This window comes from Pseudomonas sp. YJ42, from assembly GCF_047225135.1.
Taxonomy (GTDB): Bacteria; Pseudomonadota; Gammaproteobacteria; order Pseudomonadales; family Pseudomonadaceae; genus Stutzerimonas; species Stutzerimonas stutzeri_E.
The window spans coordinates 3,029,440-3,048,056 of sequence record NZ_CP178378.1 but is presented as its reverse complement, the minus strand read 5'-3'; the positions used below and the strand labels follow the sequence as shown (position 1 = coordinate 3,048,056).

The 18,617-nt window shown below is 63.1% G+C and carries 16 protein-coding genes; 9 read left to right on the top strand and 7 right to left on the bottom strand.

Annotated features, from left to right (window positions below):
- The first annotated feature begins 138 nt into the window (after positions 1–138).
- From ACL0K2_RS14060 to ACL0K2_RS14035, 6 genes are read left to right on the top strand one after another with little or no spacing between them, the layout of a single operon-like run.
- Positions 139–3,009, top strand: a complete 2,871-nt coding sequence (locus tag ACL0K2_RS14060; protein ID WP_413042869.1) for an ATP-binding protein — start codon at positions 139–141, stop codon at positions 3,007–3,009.
- Positions 3,006–3,329 (top strand): response regulator, encoded by a 324-nt coding sequence (locus ACL0K2_RS14055; RefSeq protein ID WP_413042868.1) that lies wholly within the window; start codon positions 3,006–3,008, stop codon positions 3,327–3,329. Before ACL0K2_RS14060 ends, ACL0K2_RS14055 begins: the two co-directional genes overlap by 4 nt.
- Entirely contained in the window at positions 3,284–3,394 is a 111-nt protein-coding gene (locus ACL0K2_RS14050) for a hypothetical protein (RefSeq protein ID WP_413042867.1), read from the top strand. The genes ACL0K2_RS14055 and ACL0K2_RS14050 overlap by 46 nt, the downstream gene beginning before the upstream one ends.
- Positions 3,391–4,521, top strand: coding sequence for a YaiO family outer membrane beta-barrel protein (locus ACL0K2_RS14045; RefSeq protein WP_045164263.1), 1,131 nt, complete (start codon positions 3,391–3,393; stop codon positions 4,519–4,521). The genes ACL0K2_RS14050 and ACL0K2_RS14045 overlap by 4 nt, the downstream gene beginning before the upstream one ends.
- A complete protein-coding gene (locus tag ACL0K2_RS14040) occupies positions 4,511–5,629 on the top strand; it encodes a HEAT repeat domain-containing protein (RefSeq protein ID WP_045164264.1) in 1,119 nt (372 codons plus the stop codon). Before ACL0K2_RS14045 ends, ACL0K2_RS14040 begins: the two co-directional genes overlap by 11 nt.
- Positions 5,626–7,026, top strand: a complete 1,401-nt coding sequence (locus ACL0K2_RS14035) for a glycosyltransferase family 2 protein (RefSeq protein WP_413042866.1) — start codon at positions 5,626–5,628, stop codon at positions 7,024–7,026. The genes ACL0K2_RS14040 and ACL0K2_RS14035 overlap by 4 nt, the downstream gene beginning before the upstream one ends.
- 152 nt (positions 7,027–7,178) lie before the next feature.
- Here the strand turns inward: ACL0K2_RS14035 and ACL0K2_RS14030 are convergent, their stop codons facing one another.
- Complete coding sequence (locus ACL0K2_RS14030; RefSeq protein WP_045164266.1) at positions 7,179–8,672, bottom strand: aldehyde dehydrogenase; 1,494 nt, start codon at positions 8,670–8,672, stop codon at positions 7,179–7,181.
- Between the two features lie 199 nt (positions 8,673–8,871).
- Between ACL0K2_RS14030 and ACL0K2_RS14025 the strand changes: the two genes are divergently transcribed.
- Positions 8,872–10,197, top strand: a complete 1,326-nt coding sequence (locus ACL0K2_RS14025; RefSeq protein ID WP_239611370.1) for an aspartate aminotransferase family protein — start codon at positions 8,872–8,874, stop codon at positions 10,195–10,197.
- A gap of 64 nt (positions 10,198–10,261) precedes the next feature.
- On the opposite strand, the gene rpmG is transcribed toward ACL0K2_RS14025, so the two are convergent.
- Positions 10,262–10,417: a 50S ribosomal protein L33 gene (gene rpmG / locus ACL0K2_RS14020; protein ID WP_014854577.1), complete on the bottom strand. Its 156-nt coding sequence runs from the start codon at positions 10,415–10,417 to the stop codon at positions 10,262–10,264.
- An 11-nt stretch (positions 10,418–10,428) separates the two neighbouring features.
- The gene (gene rpmB / locus ACL0K2_RS14015; protein ID WP_019339373.1) at positions 10,429–10,665 is read right to left on the bottom strand and encodes a 50S ribosomal protein L28; all 237 of its coding nucleotides are present in this window, start codon (positions 10,663–10,665) and stop codon (positions 10,429–10,431) included.
- A gap of 594 nt (positions 10,666–11,259) precedes the next feature.
- On the opposite strand from rpmB, the gene ACL0K2_RS14010 reads away from it, so the two are divergent.
- Positions 11,260–12,042, top strand: a complete 783-nt coding sequence (locus tag ACL0K2_RS14010; RefSeq protein WP_045164393.1) for an IclR family transcriptional regulator — start codon at positions 11,260–11,262, stop codon at positions 12,040–12,042.
- Positions 12,043–12,058: 16 nt separating this feature from the next.
- On the opposite strand, the gene ACL0K2_RS14005 is transcribed toward ACL0K2_RS14010, so the two are convergent.
- Positions 12,059–12,637: a TetR/AcrR family transcriptional regulator gene (locus tag ACL0K2_RS14005; protein WP_045164268.1), complete on the bottom strand. Its 579-nt coding sequence runs from the start codon at positions 12,635–12,637 to the stop codon at positions 12,059–12,061.
- A gap of 92 nt (positions 12,638–12,729) precedes the next feature.
- Between ACL0K2_RS14005 and ACL0K2_RS14000 the strand changes: the two genes are divergently transcribed.
- Positions 12,730–13,632 carry a serine aminopeptidase domain-containing protein gene (locus ACL0K2_RS14000; protein ID WP_045164269.1) on the top strand — a complete coding sequence of 301 codons (903 nt, stop codon included), beginning with the start codon at positions 12,730–12,732 and terminating at the stop codon, positions 13,630–13,632.
- Positions 13,633–13,833: 201 nt separating this feature from the next.
- On the opposite strand, the gene ACL0K2_RS13995 is transcribed toward ACL0K2_RS14000, so the two are convergent.
- From ACL0K2_RS13995 to ACL0K2_RS13985, 3 genes are read right to left on the bottom strand one after another with little or no spacing between them, the layout of a single operon-like run.
- Entirely contained in the window at positions 13,834–14,976 is a 1,143-nt protein-coding gene (locus ACL0K2_RS13995; protein ID WP_045164270.1) for an acyl-CoA dehydrogenase family protein, read from the bottom strand.
- A gap of 12 nt (positions 14,977–14,988) precedes the next feature.
- Positions 14,989–16,185 carry an acyl-CoA dehydrogenase family protein gene (locus ACL0K2_RS13990; protein ID WP_045164271.1) on the bottom strand — a complete coding sequence of 399 codons (1,197 nt, stop codon included), beginning with the start codon at positions 16,183–16,185 and terminating at the stop codon, positions 14,989–14,991.
- Positions 16,186–16,228: 43 nt separating this feature from the next.
- Positions 16,229–18,334 carry a 3-hydroxyacyl-CoA dehydrogenase NAD-binding domain-containing protein gene (locus ACL0K2_RS13985; protein ID WP_413042865.1) on the bottom strand — a complete coding sequence of 702 codons (2,106 nt, stop codon included), beginning with the start codon at positions 18,332–18,334 and terminating at the stop codon, positions 16,229–16,231.
- Between the last annotated feature and the right edge of the window lie 283 nt (positions 18,335–18,617).

Sequence of the window (18,617 nt, the reverse complement as noted above, 5' to 3'; positions counted from 1 at the left end):
TGCGCAGTCCGGGACTCCAACTACACTGTATTAAATCTTGCAGCCACGTCGCACGCCCCAGGTTTGCAGCGCTGGACGTAGCTAAAGCCGATTCCATTGCGGTCCATGCCTTTTCAACCGGCGGAAGGAGTATCGGTTTTGCATGCAAAACCCGCTATACGCTGGCATCCGCTCGCCTTCCTGTTTGCGTTCATGCTGCTCGTCGCCCTCGGCTGGCAGGGCAAGCGAACCACAGAAGCAGTGCTGAAAACCAACCAGTCCGTCAGTTACAGTCTGGAAGTCATCACGGCCATCCAGGCCATGTTTTCCTCATTGCAGGACATCGAAACCGGGGCCCGTGGTTTTGTCCTGACCGGCGTACCCGACTATCTGGAACCCTACGAGCGCGGGCTGAGGCAAGTCGAAGCACGCCGTCGTGAATTGCAGACGCTGCTCGATAATCGCGAATATCCCAACCGTCACTGGTTCGAGCAGCTCGACCGGAACGTGGCCGAGCGCCTGGTGATCGCCGCCGGTAACATCCAGACACGCCGCAACGCTGGACTGCAAGCTGCCGCCGAGCACTCGCGCCTGTCCGGTGGCAAGCAGGTCATGGACAATTTACGAGCGCTCCTCGGGGCGGTCGAGCAGCGCGAGCGAAAACAGCTCGCCGCCGCCAACCGCGCATTGGCCGAGACGATCGAGCACAGCAGGCGGCAGGCTTTGATCGGCAGCCTGACGGTGGCAGGCTTGTTCTTCGCAGCCCTGTGGGCGACTCGCCGCAATTTGCAGATCCGCTACGCACTGGCGGACAAAGCGCAGGCCGGGAAGGCGCGCCTGGATGCCCTGTTGCAGGCCATCCCCGACAACCTGTACGCCATCGACAAGCAGCAGCGAGTCACCGCGTTGTCCCAGGCGAGCGACAGTCGCAGCCCGGCACCCAGTGCCATCGAGCCGCTGCTGTTGGGCCTGCTACAGCAGGCGGACGACGCCCTGGCGTTCTCTCGAACGACCTGGTGTGAAGCGGATAGCCAGCGCACCTTCGAGGTGCGCCTGGCGCCCACCGGTCTTGGCGATCACCTGGCAATCGCCCGCGACGTCACCGCACTCCAACGCAGCCACGACAAACTCGAAGACCAGAAGATGTTCCTGCGGCGAGTGGTGGACACCGATGAGAACCTGATTTTCGTACGCGATGTGCAGGGCCGCTTCCTGCTGTGCAACAACGCCTTCGCCGCCCTGCTCGACAGTCATCCGAGCGCTATCGAGCGATGCAGAGCCGAGGACGTTATCGGTGCCCAGCGGGTGCTGCCCCTGTTGCAGGGTGAAATGGAGCTGCTCAGCGGCAACGGCGAACTGCGCATCACCGAGGTCGAGCTGACCGATGCACAGGGCCATGAGCGTTGGTTGCAGGTGGTCAAGCGCCCCATGACGATGTCCAGCGGCGCCTGCCACGTCGTCACCGTGGCGGTCGATATGTCGCTCAGGCGACGCATGGAACAGATGAAGGCCGAATTCATCGCCACCGTCAGCCACGAGCTGCGTACACCGCTGACCGCCATTCGCGGCGCACTCGGGATGCTGGTCGGCGGCATCGGCGGCGAGATCGGCGAAGGGACGCGTCCACTGCTCGATATCGCCCACAAGAATAGCGAGCGCCTGGTGCGCCTGATCAATGACATTCTCGATATCGAGAAGCTGGAAGCTGGACGCTTGCGGTTCCACTTCAGCCATTGCGATGTACAGGCGCTGATCGAACAGGCCCTGCTCGACATCAGGCCCTACGCGGACGATTACGCTGTCAGCCTGAAGCTCGTTCAGCCTGCCGATCCGCTCCGGGCCGAGGTCGATCTAGACCCCGACCGCTTTGCCCAGGTGATGGCCAATCTGCTCTCCAATGCGATCAAGCACTCACCGGCCGGCGGCGTGGTCAGCGTCGAGCTGCACAGCGACGACGGCAACCTCGAGATTGGCGTGCAGGACCAGGGCCAGGGTATTCCAGAGGCGTTCCATGCGCGCATCTTCGAGCGTTTCGCCCAGGCCGATTCCTCCGATGCGCGCAGACGTGGCGGCACTGGGTTGGGCTTGGCGATCACCCGGTCGCTGGTGCACCAGATGCGCGGTCAGATCGGCTTCGACTCGCAGGAAGGCCAGGGCACGCGTTTCTGGCTACGTCTGCCACGAGTACGGACGCCGGCAATCAGTCCGACGATGGCGGAGCGGGCATTGCCGGACGACGGGACGAGCCGGCCAGCAGCGCGCATTCTGATACTTGAACCCGATGCGCCCGCCGCTGCGCAGCTGGCGAATATCCTTGAGCAGCACGGCTACACGACATTGCTCGCCGAAACCGCCGCCCAGGCCCGTGCGCTGTTGGCCGAATACAGCGTCCAGGCACTGACCCTTAGCCCCGCGCTGAACGATGAGGACAGCATCGCTTTCCTGCAGAACCTGCGCAGCCAGAACCTCTATCGGCATTTGCCAGTGCTGATCGTCAGCCTGCAACCGCAGCGCCGCGACAATGACGACGGCACCCTGCGCGGCGGTGCGGTGGGCGTAATCGACTGGCTGCACAAGCCGGTCGATCCGTCACGGGTCATGGAGGTGGTGCGTGCCTGTCTCGATCCCCGGGGAGCCCGCGCGCGCATCTTGCATGTCGAGGACGACGAAGATCTGCAGGCGTTGCTGGTCCGATTGGTCGCACCCCTGGACATCGAGTTGCAGTGCGCCGCCAGTCTGGCCGAAGCCCGCCGCCTGCTGGACCACCAGCACTTCGACCTGGCGATCATCGACCTGCTACTGCCCGACGGTGATGGTAGCGAACTGTTCGATCAGTTGGCTCAGACCCTGCCACCCCCGCCGGTGATCATCTTTTCCGCGCTGGATTCGCCTGTGCAAGACAGCCGCCTGGCGCTGCGCCAGCTGGTCAAGACCCGCCATGACGGCAAAGAGCTTGCCGAACTGATCCAGCAGTTGCTTCAACACTGGCCGCCTGGTCAGGCCCCAGATACCGAAGAGGTCAACGCATGAGTGATTCCGGAAGCCAGCGCATTCTGATGGTGGAGGACGAAGAGGACATCGCATTCCTCATCCGCTTCATGCTCGAGCGCCATGGGTTCAGCGTCGAGCATGCGGTCGACGGTCGTCAGGCCCTGGAGAAACTGAGCAGCTCCAGCCCGCCCGACCTGACGCTGATGGACATCATGTTGCCCTATCACGATGGCCTGGAGCTGATCGAACGGCTGCGCGCCCAGCCCGGCTGGGACGCGTTCCGGTACTCATGCTCACGGCCAAGGCGCGTGAAGTGGACATCGTCCGGGCGCTGGAACTGGGCGCCGATGATTACGTAACCAAACCCTTCCAACCGGAGGAACTGCTGGCGCGTATCCGTCGCCTGCTGAGGAGGCCACGATGAATCGCCTGCTTCTGGCGCTGCCCTTGTGCCTCTTGCCGTCGTTGACGCTGGCGGATGTCGCGACCGCTCAACGGCAGGTCGCGGCACAGCAATTCGATGCCGCCGGGGCGACCCTTGAAACCCACCTGGCCAGCCAGCCCGATGACAGCGAAGCACAATTTCTGCTGGCCCGCGTTCGTGCCTGGCAGGGCAACCCCGAGCAGGCGCTGCCCCTTTACGAGCAGTTACTGCAACGCGAGCCGAACAATGCCGACTATCTGCTCGGGCAGGGCCAGGCGCTGCTCTGGGCCGGAGATCCGCAGACAGCGTTGACGGCTCTCGAGCGGGCCGCCGAGATCGCGCCGGATTATGCCGACATCCAGCAGGTCATACAGCAGGCCCGTGCCGCGCTGACATCACCGGCAACCGCGACCGCGCCACCTGTCATAGCGCCGACGCAGCGCCGCCATGAGCTCGAACTGTCCGCCCGCCAGGACTGGCTGGACAGCGGTTTCGACAACTGGCGTAGTCAGCGCCTGGATTATGCCTCGACGCAACCGGAAGGCCTCGGCTGGTACGGTGCCCTGCTGCGCGAACAGCGCTTCGGCGAATGGGATCAGGGTGTCGAGGCGGGTGCGGTGATCGCCCTGGATGACAACTGGACCCTCCAGCCCGAGATCGGCTACCAGCCATCGCCCTACTTTCTGCCTGAATGGCACGCCGATCTACGCCTGCAACGACGGCTACCGGCGGGCTTTCTCGGCGCCGCCAGTATCAGACGCACCGAGTACGAAACCACCCGAGTCGATCGGCTGGCGCTCAGCGCCGAGCGCTACTGGAACTCGTGGCGCGCCGGCTACACGCTGAACGTGACCGACGTCGCCAACGCCGGTACGCCGATCGGCCACGACTTGGCGCTGGATTACTACTACGCCGGGCTCAACTACGCGGGGCTTCGCCTGACAGTCGGCGAGGAAGAAGCCGTCGAGGAGCAACGGTTGATCACCAGCGACGTGCGCGCCCTCAGCCTGCAAGGCCGGCACTGGCTCGACAACCGGTGGGCACTCACCTGGGAGATCGGCCATCACCGCCAGGGTGACTATTACACGCGGCGTTGGCTGCAGCTCGGCGTCCGCCATGCTTTCTGAATTGGATTGCCCGATCTGGCTTTGCGAGGTGCCGCGCATTGCCTGGCTGGCCATATGGCCGGAAGACGGCATGCTGCAATTGGCGCTTTATTGCGCCGTGGGCCTGGGTGGCCTGACCTCTCTGGTGATGCTCCAGGTCTTGCTGCTCGGTGAGGTCGCCAGGCGCCGTTCAGCACGGCGGCAATCGTTCAACGAGCAATGGCGACCTTTCTTCGCGCTGTGCAGCCTCGGTGACGAGCTACCCGAGCCGGTGCCTGCGCTGCCTCGCAATCGCCAGCTGTGGTTTCTGCTGCAATGGAACCGCACCCAACTGCAATTGCGCGGTACCGCGCGCGAGCGCATGAATCGCGCCCTCGTCGCCCTTGATATGGACCGCCACGCCCTGGGATTGCTGCGCGGGCGGGTGCGAAGCAAGCTGATCGGGCTGACCTGCCTGCGCCATCTTGCCGATCCCGCCCACTGGGAGGCGGTGCAGTCGCTGTTGATGAACCGCAACGCGATCGTCTCACTGACGGCGGCACAGACGCTGATCGCCATGGATGCGCCGCGTGCGATGCAACTTATCCTGCCGGCGGCCGTTGCGCGTTCCGACTGGGCGTTGCCACGCCTGGCCAGTCTCTGCCAGCAGGCCGGTGAACAGGCCGTGACCCTGCCCTTGCTGATCGCCCTTGCCGGTTCTGAAGATCCACGCCGCGAGCGCTTGGTGGGTTTGCTGGTCTATGGCGATCCCCGTCACGCAGCGCCGTGGGCGCGCGCGCGTCTGGAGGAAGACGCCGCGCCGGAGCAGTTGCAGGTCGCCCTGCGTTGCCTCTGCGAACTGGGCGATCCGCGTGATCGAGCGCGGCTGTTACGCGCGCTGCAGCATAGCCATGCCGAGGTGCGCCTGGAGGCGCTGCGGGCACTGCACAACCAGGCGCGCAGCGACGACAACGCCCTGTTCATGCCGCTGCTGAGCGACAGCAACTGGTGGGTTCGACAAGCCGCCGCGGACAGCCTGGCGGCGCTGCCCGGCACCACACCGGAACGTCTGGAGCAACTGCTCGATCAGGTGCAAGACCGCTACGGTCAAGACGCACTGCGCCGAGCCATCGCGGAGGTGCGGCGGTGAGCGGCGATTGGCTGTGGTGGCTGCAACTGGGATTCATCCTCTATTTTCTACTGCTCAACGGTATGTACCTGCTGCTCAATATGTTGTCGATGGCCAGCCTGACGGGCTACATCCGCCAGCGCACCGAAACCGGCGAAATCGCGCCCTACCTCGGTGTCGAGCCGCCGGTGTCGGTGCTGATGCCGGCCTTCAACGAGGAGGCGACGATCCGCACCTCGGTGCGCTCGATGTTGCAGTTGCAGTATCCCGAGTTCGAAGTGGTGGTGATCAACGACGGCTCGAAGGACAACACCCTTGCCGTACTGATCGACGAGTTCGAGCTGGTGCCGCATCCCGAGCCACTGCGCCAGGCCGTCGCTCATCAGCCGGTCGCGACCATCTATCGCTCGCGCCGCTATGGCAATCTGCGCGTGATCGACAAGGCCAACGGTGGTAAAGCGGACGCGCTCAATGCCGGCATCAACGCCGCGCGTCACGGCTTGTTCTGCGGCGTCGACGCCGACTCCATCCTTCAGCGTGACAGCCTGCTGCGCGTGGTGCAGCCGTTTCTGGAAGACGAGCGCACCGTGGCGGCAGGTGGCACCGTGCGCATCGCCAACGGCTCGCAAGTGCGCGGCGGCTTTCTGATCCGTGCCGGCTTACCAAGCAACTGGCTGGCACGCTTCCAGATCGTCGAGTATTTGCGCGCCTTTCTCTTTGGCCGCCTCGGCTGGTCGCCGATGAACGCAGTGTTGATCATTTCCGGCGCCTTCGGCCTGTTCGACAAGGAGCGGGTCATGGATGTTGGCGGCTATCGCACCGACACGGTCGGCGAGGACATGGAACTGGTGGTGCGGCTGCATCGCTATCACCGGGAAAAGCGCATTCCCTATCGCATCCGCTACCTCCCGGATCCGATCTGCTGGACCGAGTGTCCAGAAGACATCGGCACCCTGGGGCGCCAGCGCAGCCGCTGGCAGCGTGGGCTGGCGGAAAGCCTGACCCGCCACGCTCGCCTCGCGTTCAGCCCGCGCGGAGGCACGCCGGGCTGGCTGGCCTGGCCATTCATGGCGCTGTTCGAGTGGCTGGGGCCGCTGATCGAGCTGGTCGGCTATGGCTTCATGATCGGTGGTTTCATGCTTGGCGCGGTCTCCTACGCGGCGCTGGCGACCTTCCTGCTGGTCGCCATCGGCATGGGCATTCTGTTGTCGGTGAACGGGCTGCTGCTGGAAACCATGTCGTTCCGCGTCTATGAGCGGCGGCGCGACATGTTGAGGCTGTTTCTCATGGCCGTGCTGGAAAATTTCGGCTACCGCCAGTTGAATACACTGTGGCGCTGCCGTGGGCTATGGCAATGGTTTTCGCGGCGCAAGCATCAATGGGGCGCGATGCGCCGCAGCGGTCGTTGGGGGCAGTAGGCAGGTTGGAGCTGGAAGCTGGAAGCGTAGGGTGAATCACGCCCCATCGATCCACCGTAACGAACTCAAGGTGGATGTAAAAAGCGACATCCACCCTACGGCTTCTTTACTTCTAGCTTCTAGCTTCTAGCTTTCGACTTCTAGCCGCTCCATCAAAGCTTGATCCAGGTGGCCTTCAGCTCGGTGTATTTGTCGAACGCATGCAGGGACTTGTCGCGGCCGTTGCCGGACTGCTTGAAGCCCCCGAACGGCGCGGTCATGTCGCCGCCGTCGTACTGGTTGACCCAGACGCTACCGGCACGCAATGCCTTGGCGGTCAGGTGCGCCTTGGACAGATCCGCCGTCCACACCGCCGCGGCAAGGCCGTAGGGGGTATCGTTGGCGATGGCCACGGCTTCGGCCGCGGTGTCGAAAGTGATCACCGACAGCACCGGACCGAAGATCTCTTCCCGGGCGATCTTCATGGCATTGCTGACGCCATCGAAAATGGTCGGTTCGACGTATAGTCCGCCAGTGTCCTGCAGGGTCCGCTGGCCACCGATCAGCACTTGGGCGCCATCATTGCGCCCCGCCTCGATGTAGCCGAGCACGGTATCGAGCTGCTGGGTGTCGACCAGGGCGCCAACGTTGGTGGCCGGGTCCAGCGGATTGCCCGGCTTCCACCCCTTGAGCGCCTCGACCACCAGCGGCAGGAAGCGCTCCTTCACTGAGCTCTCGACCAGCAGGCGCGAGCCGGCGGTGCAAACCTCGCCCTGGTTGAAAGCAATGGCACTGGCCGCCGACTCGGCAGCCGCCTGCAGGTCCGGCGCATCGGCGAAGACGATGTTCGGGCTCTTGCCGCCCGCCTCCAGCCAGACGCGTTTCATGTTCGACTCGCCCGCGTAGATCATCAGCTGCTTAGCGACCCGGGTTGAGCCGGTGAACACCAGTGTGTCGACGTCCATGTGCAGCGCTAGCGCCTTGCCGACCGTATGACCATAACCGGGCAGCACGTTGAACACACCTGGCGGGATGCCGGCTTCGATGGCAAGTTGCGCCACGCGGATCGCGCTCAGCGGTGATTTCTCGGAGGGTTTGAGTACCACCGAGTTACCGGTGGACAACGCCGGGCCGAGTTTCCAGCAGGCCATCATCAGGGGGAAATTCCAAGGCACGATGGCTGCCACCACGCCGACCGGCTCGCGGGTAACCAGGCCGAGCTGATTGTGCGGGGTGGCCGCCACTTCATCGTAAATCTTATCGATGGCTTCGCCGGACCAACGCAACGCCCGCGCCGCACCGGGAATGTCCACGCCCAGGGCATCGCTGATCGGCTTGCCCATGTCGAGGGTTTCCAACAGCGCCAGCTCTTGCGCATTGGCTTCCAACAGATCGGCGAAACGGATCATCACGGCCTTGCGCTTGGCCGGCGCCAGCCGCGACCAGACGCCGGATTCGAAGGCCATGCGCGCGCTGATCACGGCACGATCGGCATCAGCCTCATCGCAGCTCGCCACTTGCGCCAGTACCCGCCCGTCGACAGGGCTGATGCAGTCGAAACTGGCTCCAGCCGTGGATGCCGTGTATTCGCCCTGGATGAAGGCCCGGCCTTCGATGTGCAGATCGCGAGCGCGCTGTTGCCAGTCGGCAAGTGTCAGGGTGGTCATGGGGCATCCTCGGTATCTGTCGAACAATCAGAAGAGCACCCTAAACCAGCAGTGCCAGGCCTATCAATATTTTTTACGAAACTGCTGTTGACGCCTTGTTTTGTGCGTTTTATCAAACATAGACTCGCCGAAACCGCTGTGCGCTGGAATGACGTCGCGTTACAGCATAGCCGTCAAAACTGTCCTGTCGGAGCGAGTCATGGCCAACGATCTGCACGCTGCCGCGTCTGCCGAACACTTCTGGATGCCCTTTACCGCCAATCGCCAGTTCAAAGGCAGCCCGCGCCTGCTCGAAAGCGCCGAGGGCATGTATTACACCGCCAGCGATGGACGCCAGGTGATCGATGGCACCGCCGGGCTCTGGTGCTGCAATGCCGGTCATGGTCGCCGCGAAATTACCGAGGCGGTCAGCCGACAAATCGCCCGCATGGACTTCGCACCGACCTTCCAGATGGGTCATCCGCTGGCCTTCGAACTGGCCGAGCGGCTGGCGCAGATCAGCCCGACCGGACTGAACCGGGTGTTTTTTACCAACTCGGGCTCGGAGTCCGCCGACACCGCATTGAAAATCGCCCTGGCCTACCAACGCGCCATCGGCCAGGGCAGTCGCACCCGCCTGATCGGTCGCGAGCTGGCCTATCACGGGGTCGGCTTCGGTGGCATTTCGGTCGGCGGCATGGCCAACAACCGCAAGGCCTTCGGCGCGCTGCTGCCGGGCGTCGATCATCTGCCGCATACCTTGGACGTCCAACGCAACGCCTTCAGCCGTGGCCTGCCGCAGCACGGCATGGAAAAAGCCGACGAGCTGGAGCGCCTGGTCACGCTGCATGGTGCGGAGAATATCGCGGCGGTGATCGTTGAACCGATGTCCGGCTCGGCCGGCGTCGTTCTACCGCCGCTGGGCTACTTGCAGCGTCTGCGCGACATCACCGCCAAACACGGCATCCTGCTGATATTCGATGAGGTGATCACCGGTTTCGGGCGCGTCGGTGAAGCTTTCGCCGCGCAGCGCTGGGGCGTCACGCCGGACATTATCACTTGCGCCAAAGGCCTGACCAACGGGGCGATCCCTATGGGTGCGGTGTTCGTCGCCGAAACGATTCACGACGCCTTCATGCAAGGCCCGGAAGGCGCCATCGAGTTCTTCCACGGCTACACCTATTCCGGTCACCCGGTGGCCTGCGCCGCTGCGCTGGCGGCCCAGGAGATCTACCAGCGGGACAACCTGTTCCAGAAGGCCATCGAGATCGAGGATTATTGGCAGGACGCGCTGTTCAGCCTGCAGGGTCTGCCCAACGTCACCGATATCCGGACCGTTGGCCTGGTCGCCGGCGTCCAGTTCGCCGCCCACCCTGAGGGCGCCGGCAGGCGCGGCTACGAGGTGTTCCGCCAATGCTTCGAGGATGGCCTCCTAGCGCGCGCCAGCGGCGACACCATCGCCCTGTCGCCAGCACTGATCGTCGAGCGTGAACACATCGACGCGATGATCGAGCGCCTGGCTGACGCCATCCGCAAGACAGCCTGACAGGAGCGCTAGCGCAGAAACGAAAAAACCCGCCGAGGCGGGTTTTTCTTCAAGGGCCGATCAATTACTTGATCTTGGCTTCCTTGTAGATCACGTGCTTACGCACAACCGGATCGTACTTCTTGATTTCGATCTTGTCGGGCGTGGTGCGCTTGTTCTTGTCGGTGGTGTAGAAATGGCCGGTACCGGCGCTGGACACCAAACGGATCAGGTCACGCATGATAGTTCTCCTTAAACCTTTTCGCCGCGAGCGCGGAGTTCAGCCAGAACGGCGTCGATGCCGCGCTTGTCGATGACGCGCATGCCCTTGGCAGTCAGGCGCAGACGGACGAAGCGGTTCTCGGACTCGACCCAGAAGCGGTGATGCTGCAGGTTCGGCAGAAAACGACGACGGGTTTTGTTGTTCGCGTGGGAAATGTTGTTCCCGGTTACCGGACCCTTACCGGTAACTTGACAGACTCTCGACATGCCTCAGCCCTCTAAAACCACATGCCCAACCCGGCATGGGTTGGCCGCTTGAATTCAAATGTCTTTTTTGGCGCTCAGCGCCACGTTTCGTTGGGGTCTTACCGGCTACGCGGCAAGCGAAGAAACCGGGCCCCTAGAAAAGAGCGCTGCTTTATATCAGAAAGCCCCCCGAGCAACAAGCGCGGAGTGACTTTTCCTCGCTGGCCCCGCTCGTCTCGAACACCCGCCAGGCCGCACCGTGGCCGGATCGCATGAATTCGCCATTCGTCGCCTCGCAGACTTAGTGGTCTACCTTATATAGGCTTATAGCGTCGAAACGGACTGCCGCAGCTGCAGCGGCCAAGGACATTGCCCGGCAGGCGCTCGCCATCAGCGGCTAAGCCTCCAATCATTGGCGTCCAGGCATCAGAAATCCTCGTAGGAAAAGGCTTCCGGCCACATAGAGCGGATTATTATTTTACTGTGCGGAATTCAGATTCGCCTTTTTTGACTATCATGGAATAAGTTCCCCGCAGCAACGGGTCCATGCCAGGCTTCGGGGCGATCTGCTATCGTTCGCCCCCGCTGCCCACTACCAGACAGACTGACACCACCATGAGCGATGTTGAAGAGATCGAGAACCCCAAGGACCGCAAGTTCGTCGAGGCCCTGTCTCGCGGCCTGGATGTGTTGCGCGCCTTCACCCACGGCTCGGTGGTGATGGGCAATCAGGACATCGCTCGCATCACCGGCTTGCCCAAGCCGACGGTGTCGCGCATGACCTACACCCTGACCAAGCTCGGCTACCTCAGCTACTCCCAGCAACTGGAGAAGTACCAGCTCGATTCCGGCGTGTTGGCCTTGGGTTATGCCTATGTGTCCAACCTGCGCGTGCGCCAGCTGGCCAAGCCGTATATGGACGAGTTTTCTCGTCGCACCAATACCTCCGTGGGCCTTACCTGCCGCGATCGGCTGTCGATGATCTACGTCGAGAACTGTCGTCCACCCGAGATTTCGACGCTGCGGATGGATGCAGGTGTGCGCCTGCCGCTGGCCACCACCTCGGCAGGCCGCGCCTTTCTCGCCGCCACACCGGAAAAAGAGCGTGAGCACCTGATGGCCGCGCTGGAAACCAAATACGGCGAAGACTGGCCCACCATGAAAAAGTCGCTACAGGAGTCCTTCGAGGAATTCCGTCAGCATGGCTTCTGCCTGTCCCTCGGCGATTGGGACCGCAATGTAATGGCCGCTGGCGTGCCGCTGCACCTGGCCGACGGCAGCATCATGGCGTTGACCTGTGGCGCACCGTCGTTCCAGCTCAGCGAAGAAACGCTCAGGGGCTCATTGGCGCACCAGTTGGAAATGCTCGCACGTGACATCGAGAGTCTCGGCGTCTGACCTACGCGGGCAACCACTAGGCTTTGACACTCGCCCAGGCGATGTCGGCGAGCAGATCGCGGCAATCGGCCAACGGCGTTCGCGCACGCCCGGCCAACCAGTTACGGGCCATGTCGTGACAGGGCCCGATCACCACTGCAAGGAAGCAGTCGCCGGGCATGCGGCGAAAGGCGCCGCTGTCGCGATGGCGACGCAGAATCGCAGCAACTCGCTCGCCATGGGTTCGATTCACCTCACGTAGACGCTCGCCCATTTCTCCCGCCTCGACCCGACCACGGTTATGCAGCACGAAACGCGCCCAGTCCGGGTTCGCCACCACCCAATCGATATAGCTGGTAACGAAGAGTTTTACGCAGGCCTCGGCCTCCAGCGTCTCGATCAGCCCGGCCTCCAGCAATGCGGCATACTCGCCGATGCCTTCCAGATACAGCGCCGCAATGATCCGCTCGCGGTTGCCGAAATGGTGATAAAGGCTGCCGATGCTCGCGCCGGAACGGTCGCGGATCATCTCGATGGTGGTGGCTTCCACTCCGTTTTCGGTGAAACAGGCCAGCGCGGCCTGGAGAATTTCCTGCTTGCGACTGCTTCGGGCCATCGGCGCTCCGATTAGAATAATGTTCTAGAATTAATTTCTAGTGTTCGTATACTGCACCGATCCAGGCACAACAAAAAGGACCGGAGAAGAATATGGCGACGATACAGGCCGAAGCACGCTCAATCGACAACGGTAACGGCCATCAGCTGGCCAGTTGCTGGTATCACCCCGCCGATACACCTCGCGGTGCCGTGTTGATCGCTCCAGCGATGGCTGTGAAGCAGGACTTCTACGCCCATTTCGCCAGTTGGCTCGCCGAGCGCGGATTTCTAGTGGTGACCTTCGACTACCTCGGCATGGGCCGATCCCGCCATATTCCTTTACGCCAGCTCGAGGTGAACATTCTCGACTGGGCCCGCCACGACTGCAGCGCCGTACTGGCAAACGTTGCGGAAGCGGCCGGAACGCTACCGCTTTATTGGATTGGCCACAGTGTCGGTGCGCAGATCCTGCCGTTGGTCAAAGGCCATGAGCAACTCGCCCGTATCGTCACCATTGCCGCAGGCAGCGGTTACTGGCGCGATAACAGTCCACAGATTCGTCGCCAAGCCTGGTTGCTCTGGCATGGGTTGGCTCCGCTGCTCACGCCTCTGTTCGGCTATTTCCCCGGTGGGCGTATCGGTGCAGTCGGTGACCTGCCGGCGGGCGTCATTCGTCAGTGGCGTCGCTGGTGCTTGCATCCTGATTACCTGGTTGGCATCGAGGGCGACCCCATGCGCCGTGCGTTCGCCGAGGTACAGACGCCGCTGACGTCCTTGTCGTTTACTGACGACGAGATGATGTCGGCGCGCAATACCGAGTCCTTGCATGGCTTCTACACCGCCGCACCGAAACAGATGCGCCGCATCGCCCCAGACGAAGTCGGTGCCGATCGCATCGGCCACTTCGGGTTCTTCCGCCGCGCCTTCGCACCTACACTCTGGACGCAGTATTTGTTGCCGGAGCTGGAGCAGAGCCACCAGGGCCAAACTGGTGCGCTGGCAACGGCGACGTAGCCTCATCGCCACCCACGACATCATCTACGTGAGCCGCAATATCGCCTGCGATCGTAGGGTGGATCACGCTTCACCGATCCACCGCAATGCGGCGGCGCCAAGCCACCCGCGCGGATGTAAAAGGCGACATCCACCCTACCGGCGCCAGCCGACAAAAAAACCCGCTCCTGAGAGCGGGTTCTTGCGTTGCAAGCTGGCCGATTACGCCACCTGCATCAACTTCGCATAGGCCTTCAGATGATGATCATCATCACCGAACTGGTGGGCGATCATCACCAGGCGCTTGGCGTGGTGGGCGAGGTTGTATTCCCAGGTCATGCCGATGCCCCCATGCAGCTGAATCGCCTCCTCGGCCACCTTGCGCGCGGCGCGGGCGCAGATGTACTTCGCCGCGGCGATGATACGACGGCGGTCGTCGTTGTCTTCACCATCGGCAAAGGTCGCGGCGAGGATCGCCATGCTGGTGGCCTGCTCCAGCTCGGTCTGCATGTCCACCATGCGGTGCTGCAGCACTTGGAACTTGCCGATCGGCACGCCGAACTGCTTGCGCGTCTTCAGGTAGTCGAGGGTCAGCTTGCAAGCTTCGTCCATGCTGCCCAACGCGTCGGCGCATTGCGCGGCGATAGCGCGGCCCTGCTGGTAGCGCAGCGCCGGGAGTGCGCTGCCGACTTCGCCAAGCAGCGCGTCGGCGCCGACCTGTACGTTGTCGAGGAACAGCTCGCAGCCCCTGCGCCCGTCGATGGTCGGGTAGACGCGGCGGCTGACGCCTCGGGCGTTCGGATCGACAAGGAACAAGCTGATGCCGGCTTCGTCGCGGCTGTCGCCGGAAGTGCGCGCGGAGACGATGATCTGCCCGGCGCTGTGGCCGCCGATCACTACGGCCTTGCGTCCGGACAGGCGATAACCGCCGTTGACCGCTTCAGCCTTGGTCTGTACATCGTTGAGGTTGTAATGACTCTGCGGCTCGTCGAGCGCCACCGCCAGTTGCAGAGAACCGGCGGCGACCTGGGGCAGCAGGTCCTGCTTCTGCGCGTCTGAACCGAGCTGGCTGAGCAAGCCGCCGCCAAAGATCACCGATTGCAGATACGGCTCCAGCGTCAGGCCACGGCCCAGCTCGGTCATGACCAGCATGGTTTCCACGCCGCCGCCGCCAAAGCCGCCGATCTCCTCGGCAAACGGCACGGCGGTCAGGCCCAGCTCTCCCAGCTGGCCCCAGAACTCGGCGGAGAAGCCCAGTTCCGACTCGCTGAATTTCTCGCGCTGCTCGAACGGGTAGGCGTCGCGCACCAGACGCGCCGCGGTGTCTTGCAGCATTTGCTGTTCTTCAGTCAGTTTGAAGTCCATTGCGGTGCCCCCTTACAGCTCGAGAATCATCTTCGAGACGATGTTCTTCTGGATTTCGTTGGAGCCGCCGAAAATCGACAGCTTGCGCATGTTGAAGTAATCGCCGGCCAGCGACGCGCTGTAGTCGGCGTGCAGCAACTCGCCGTCGTAGTCCAGCTGCAGCTCCTCTTCGAGGAAGGGCAACGCGTAGGGCCCGATGACCTTGCGCAGCAGGTGGGTGATGGCCTGACGGATCTCGGTGCCCTTGACCTTGAGGATCGACGACTCGGCGCCGGGCACGCCGCCTTCCTTCGCCGCGGCGAGGATGCGCAGGGTGCTCATTTCTATGGCCATCAGCTGCATTTCTACTTCCGCGACCTGAGCGCGGAACAGCGGGTCTTCGAGCATCGGCTTGCCGTCGCACACTTCCTTCATGGCGATGCGCTTGAGATGCGCCAGCGCGGCCTTGGAGGCACCGATGCCGGCCAGGCCCGTGCGCTCGTGGGTCAAGAGGTACTTGGCGCAGGTCCACCCCTGATTTTCCTCGCCGACGAGGTTCTCCACCGGCACGCGAACGTTGTCGAAGAAGACCTCGTTGACCTCGTGATCGCCATCGAGGGTGATGATCGGCCGCACGCTGATACCGGGGCTCTTCATGTCGATCAGCAGGAAGCTGATGCCGCGCTGCTGCTGGGCTTCGGGGTCGGTGCGCACCAGGCAGAAGATCATGTTGGCGTGCTGCCCGAGGGTGGTCCAGGTCTTCTGGCCGTTGACGACGTAGTGGTCGCCATCGCGCACGGCACGGGTCTTGAGGCTGGCAAGGTCGGAACCGGCGCCCGGCTCGGAATAGCCCTGGCACCACCAGTCTTCACCCGAGAGGATGCGCGGCAGGTAATGATCCTTCTGCTGCTGGGTGCCGAACTTGATGATCACCGGTGCGACCATGTTGACGCCGAACGGCACGCTACGCGGCGCGCCAAAGGCGGCGCATTCCTCGTCGAAGATGTGCTTTTCCACTGGGCCCCAGGTGGTGCCGCCCAGCTCCACCGGCCAGCCCGGCGCGTACCAGCCGCGCTTGACCAGGATCTGCTGCCAGCGCTGGTGATCTTCCTTGGACATGTGCTTGCCGAGCTTGACCTTGGCGGCGATGTCCGCCGGCAGCTCGTTGGTGAGGAAGGCGCGCACTTCATCGCGGAAGGCGAGCTCTTCGGCCGTGTAGTTGACGTTCATGGGAAGGTCCTCATGGTGCGTTCGGTTTGCAGGCGGGCGGTGCTCACTGCCCGGCCTGCCATTCGGTGAAGGTGCGGCCTTCGGCGGCCAGTTTTTCCAGCAGCGGCGCGGGCTTCCACCAGTCGCCGCAACGTGCGTGCAGTTCCTTGACCCGCGCCAGCACGGTGTTCAGCCCGACGCTGTCGGCATAGAACATCGGGCCGCCGCGGAAGGCCGGGAAACCGTAGCCGTTGAGGTAGATGACATCGATGTCGCTGGAGCGCTGGGCGATGCCTTCTTCGAGGATCTTCGCGCCTTCGTTGACCAGCGCGAAGATGCAGCGCTCGACGATGTACTGCTCGTCCAGCGCCTTTCGCTCGATGCCCTTCTCCTGCGACGCTGCTTCCAGCATAGGCGCGAGTTCAGGGTTCTCCAGCGGCGTGCGGTTGCCCGGCTCGTAGCGGTAGTAACCGGCACCGGTCTTCTGCCCGAGCATGCCTGCGGCGCAGAGCTTGTCGGAGACGGTGGGGAAATCCAGATGTGCCGGCAGCGTCGCGCGCTGGCGCTTGCGGATCGCCTGGCCGATGTCGAGGCCGGACAGGTCGCGCATGGCGAACGGCCCCATGGCCATGCCGAAGTTGCGCAGTGCACCGTCGACCTGTTGCGGCGTGGCGCCCTCTTCCAAGAGGAATTCCGCCTCGCGGCCGTACTGGAAGACCATGCGGTTACCGACGAAGCCGTCGCACACACCGACCACCACCGAGACCTTTTTCAACTGCTTGCCGATGGCCATGGCGGTCGCCAGCACTTCATTGCTGGTCTTCTCGCCGCGCACCACTTCGAGCAGGCGCATGACGTTGGCGGGGCTGAAGAAATGCAGCCCGACCACATCTTCAGGACGCTCGGTGAAGGCGGCAATGGCGTTCAGATCAAGTGATGAGGTGTTGGAAGCGAGGATCGCGCCGGGTTTGCACACCGCATCCAGCTGTTCGAAGACCTGCTGCTTGACGCCCATTTCCTCGAATACCGCTTCGACCACCACATCAGCATCGGCGAGCACGGCGTAATCGGTCACGCCCGTGATCAGCGCGAGGCGCTTTTCCATTGTGTCTTCTGTCAGGCTGCCGCGCTTGACGCTCGCCGCATAGGTATCTCGAGCGCGCTGCAGGCCACGTTGCAGGGCCTCGTCATTGAGTTCCAACAGCTTCACCGGCACACCGACATTGGCGAAGCTCAGGGCGATCCCGACGCCCATGGTGCCGCCGCCGATCACCGCGGCCGTCTTGATCGGGCGTGGCTTCACATCGGACGGCAGGTCATTGATCTTGCCGGCCTGGCGCTCGGCGAAGAATGAATGAACCAACGCACCCCGCTGTGGCGAGTTCAGGCACTCGGCGAACAGCTCACGCTCACGCTTGAGACCTTCGGCCAGCGGCAGCTTGGTTGCCGCCTCGACCGCCGCGATACAACGCAGCGGCGAGAACAGCCCAGGCATACGTTTGGCGACTTCGGCATGCTTGGCGCGGATCAGCGCCTCATTGTCGGCACCCTCCAAGCCGCGGGTCTGCTCGCCGGTGCGACGCGGTGCGCGGCCTTCTTCGACCATACGGCGGGCATAGGCCAGGCCGCTTTCGCGCAGATCACCCTCGAAAAGCTCATCGACGATGCTGTGCTCAACCGCCTCGGCAGCACTGATCGGCGTGCCACTGACGATCATGTCCAGCGCCTTCTCGACGCCGGCCAGACGCGGCAGGCGCTGCGTGCCACCGGCGCCGGGCAACAAGCCCAGCTTCACTTCAGGCAGCCCGACCTTGGAATCCTTGCGGGCGATGCGGTAATGGCAGCCCAGCGCGACTTCCAATCCGCCGCCCAAGGCGGTGCCATGAATGACGGCGACGCTCGGCTTGCTGCTGCCTTCAATGACCTCGATCACCTCCGGCAGGCTCGGCGCTTGCGGGGGCTTGCCGAACTCCTTGATGTCAGCGCCGGCAATAAAGGTAGTGCCTTCGCACACCAGCGCCACTGCTCGGACTTGCTGGTCCGCTTCGGCGCTCTGAAAGGCCTGCAACAGACCTTCACGCACCGCCTGGCCGAGGGCGTTGACCGGTGGATTGTTGACCGTGATCAGAGCAATCTCGCCCTGAAGTTCGAGCCGTACGACGTCCGTCATGGCAGGCCTCCGCTTTGTGAAATGTGATTGGATTTATGATTTCACGGAATCATGTTTCGCACAGCAGAATAGTTGACTCATTTCCGCATGTCGAGAGACTGGCAATAATCCCCGCGGCTAGCAAGCGACATAAACCATGCCGCGCTCGGGGCATAACCGAGGCTTGGTAACTCTGCCATGCGAGATGGGCAGACGAGCGGCGCTCAGGGCACGCCGGTCATCAGGCAATGACGAAACCGGAACGAAAAAAAGAGCCAGCCCTGGATAGGAACTGGCTCCTCGT

Excerpts from the sequence above, each read along its gene's own strand:
- ACL0K2_RS14000 (WP_045164269.1), top strand. The coding sequence starts at position 12,730 with ATGGCGACGATACAGGCCGAAGCACGCTCAATCGACAACGGTAACGGC.
- ACL0K2_RS14040 (WP_045164264.1), top strand. The coding sequence starts at position 4,511 with ATGCTTTCTGAATTGGATTGCCCGATCTGGCTTTGCGAGGTGCCGCGC.
- ACL0K2_RS14010 (WP_045164393.1), top strand. The coding sequence starts at position 11,260 with ATGAGCGATGTTGAAGAGATCGAGAACCCCAAGGACCGCAAGTTCGTC.
- rpmG (WP_014854577.1), bottom strand. The coding sequence starts at position 10,417 with ATGCGTGACCTGATCCGTTTGGTGTCCAGCGCCGGTACCGGCCATTTC.
- ACL0K2_RS13995 (WP_045164270.1), bottom strand. The coding sequence starts at position 14,976 with ATGGACTTCAAACTGACTGAAGAACAGCAAATGCTGCAAGACACCGCG.
- rpmB (WP_019339373.1), bottom strand. The coding sequence starts at position 10,665 with ATGTCGAGAGTCTGTCAAGTTACCGGTAAGGGTCCGGTAACCGGGAAC.
- ACL0K2_RS14025 (WP_239611370.1), top strand. The coding sequence starts at position 8,872 with ATGGCCAACGATCTGCACGCTGCCGCGTCTGCCGAACACTTCTGGATG.
- ACL0K2_RS14055 (WP_413042868.1), top strand. The coding sequence starts at position 3,006 with ATGAGTGATTCCGGAAGCCAGCGCATTCTGATGGTGGAGGACGAAGAG.
- ACL0K2_RS14045 (WP_045164263.1), top strand. The coding sequence starts at position 3,391 with ATGAATCGCCTGCTTCTGGCGCTGCCCTTGTGCCTCTTGCCGTCGTTG.
- ACL0K2_RS13985 (WP_413042865.1), bottom strand. The coding sequence starts at position 18,334 with ATGACGGACGTCGTACGGCTCGAACTTCAGGGCGAGATTGCTCTGATC.
- ACL0K2_RS14030 (WP_045164266.1), bottom strand. The coding sequence starts at position 8,672 with ATGACCACCCTGACACTTGCCGACTGGCAACAGCGCGCTCGCGATCTG.
- ACL0K2_RS13990 (WP_045164271.1), bottom strand. The coding sequence starts at position 16,185 with ATGAACGTCAACTACACGGCCGAAGAGCTCGCCTTCCGCGATGAAGTG.
- ACL0K2_RS14005 (WP_045164268.1), bottom strand. The coding sequence starts at position 12,637 with ATGGCCCGAAGCAGTCGCAAGCAGGAAATTCTCCAGGCCGCGCTGGCC.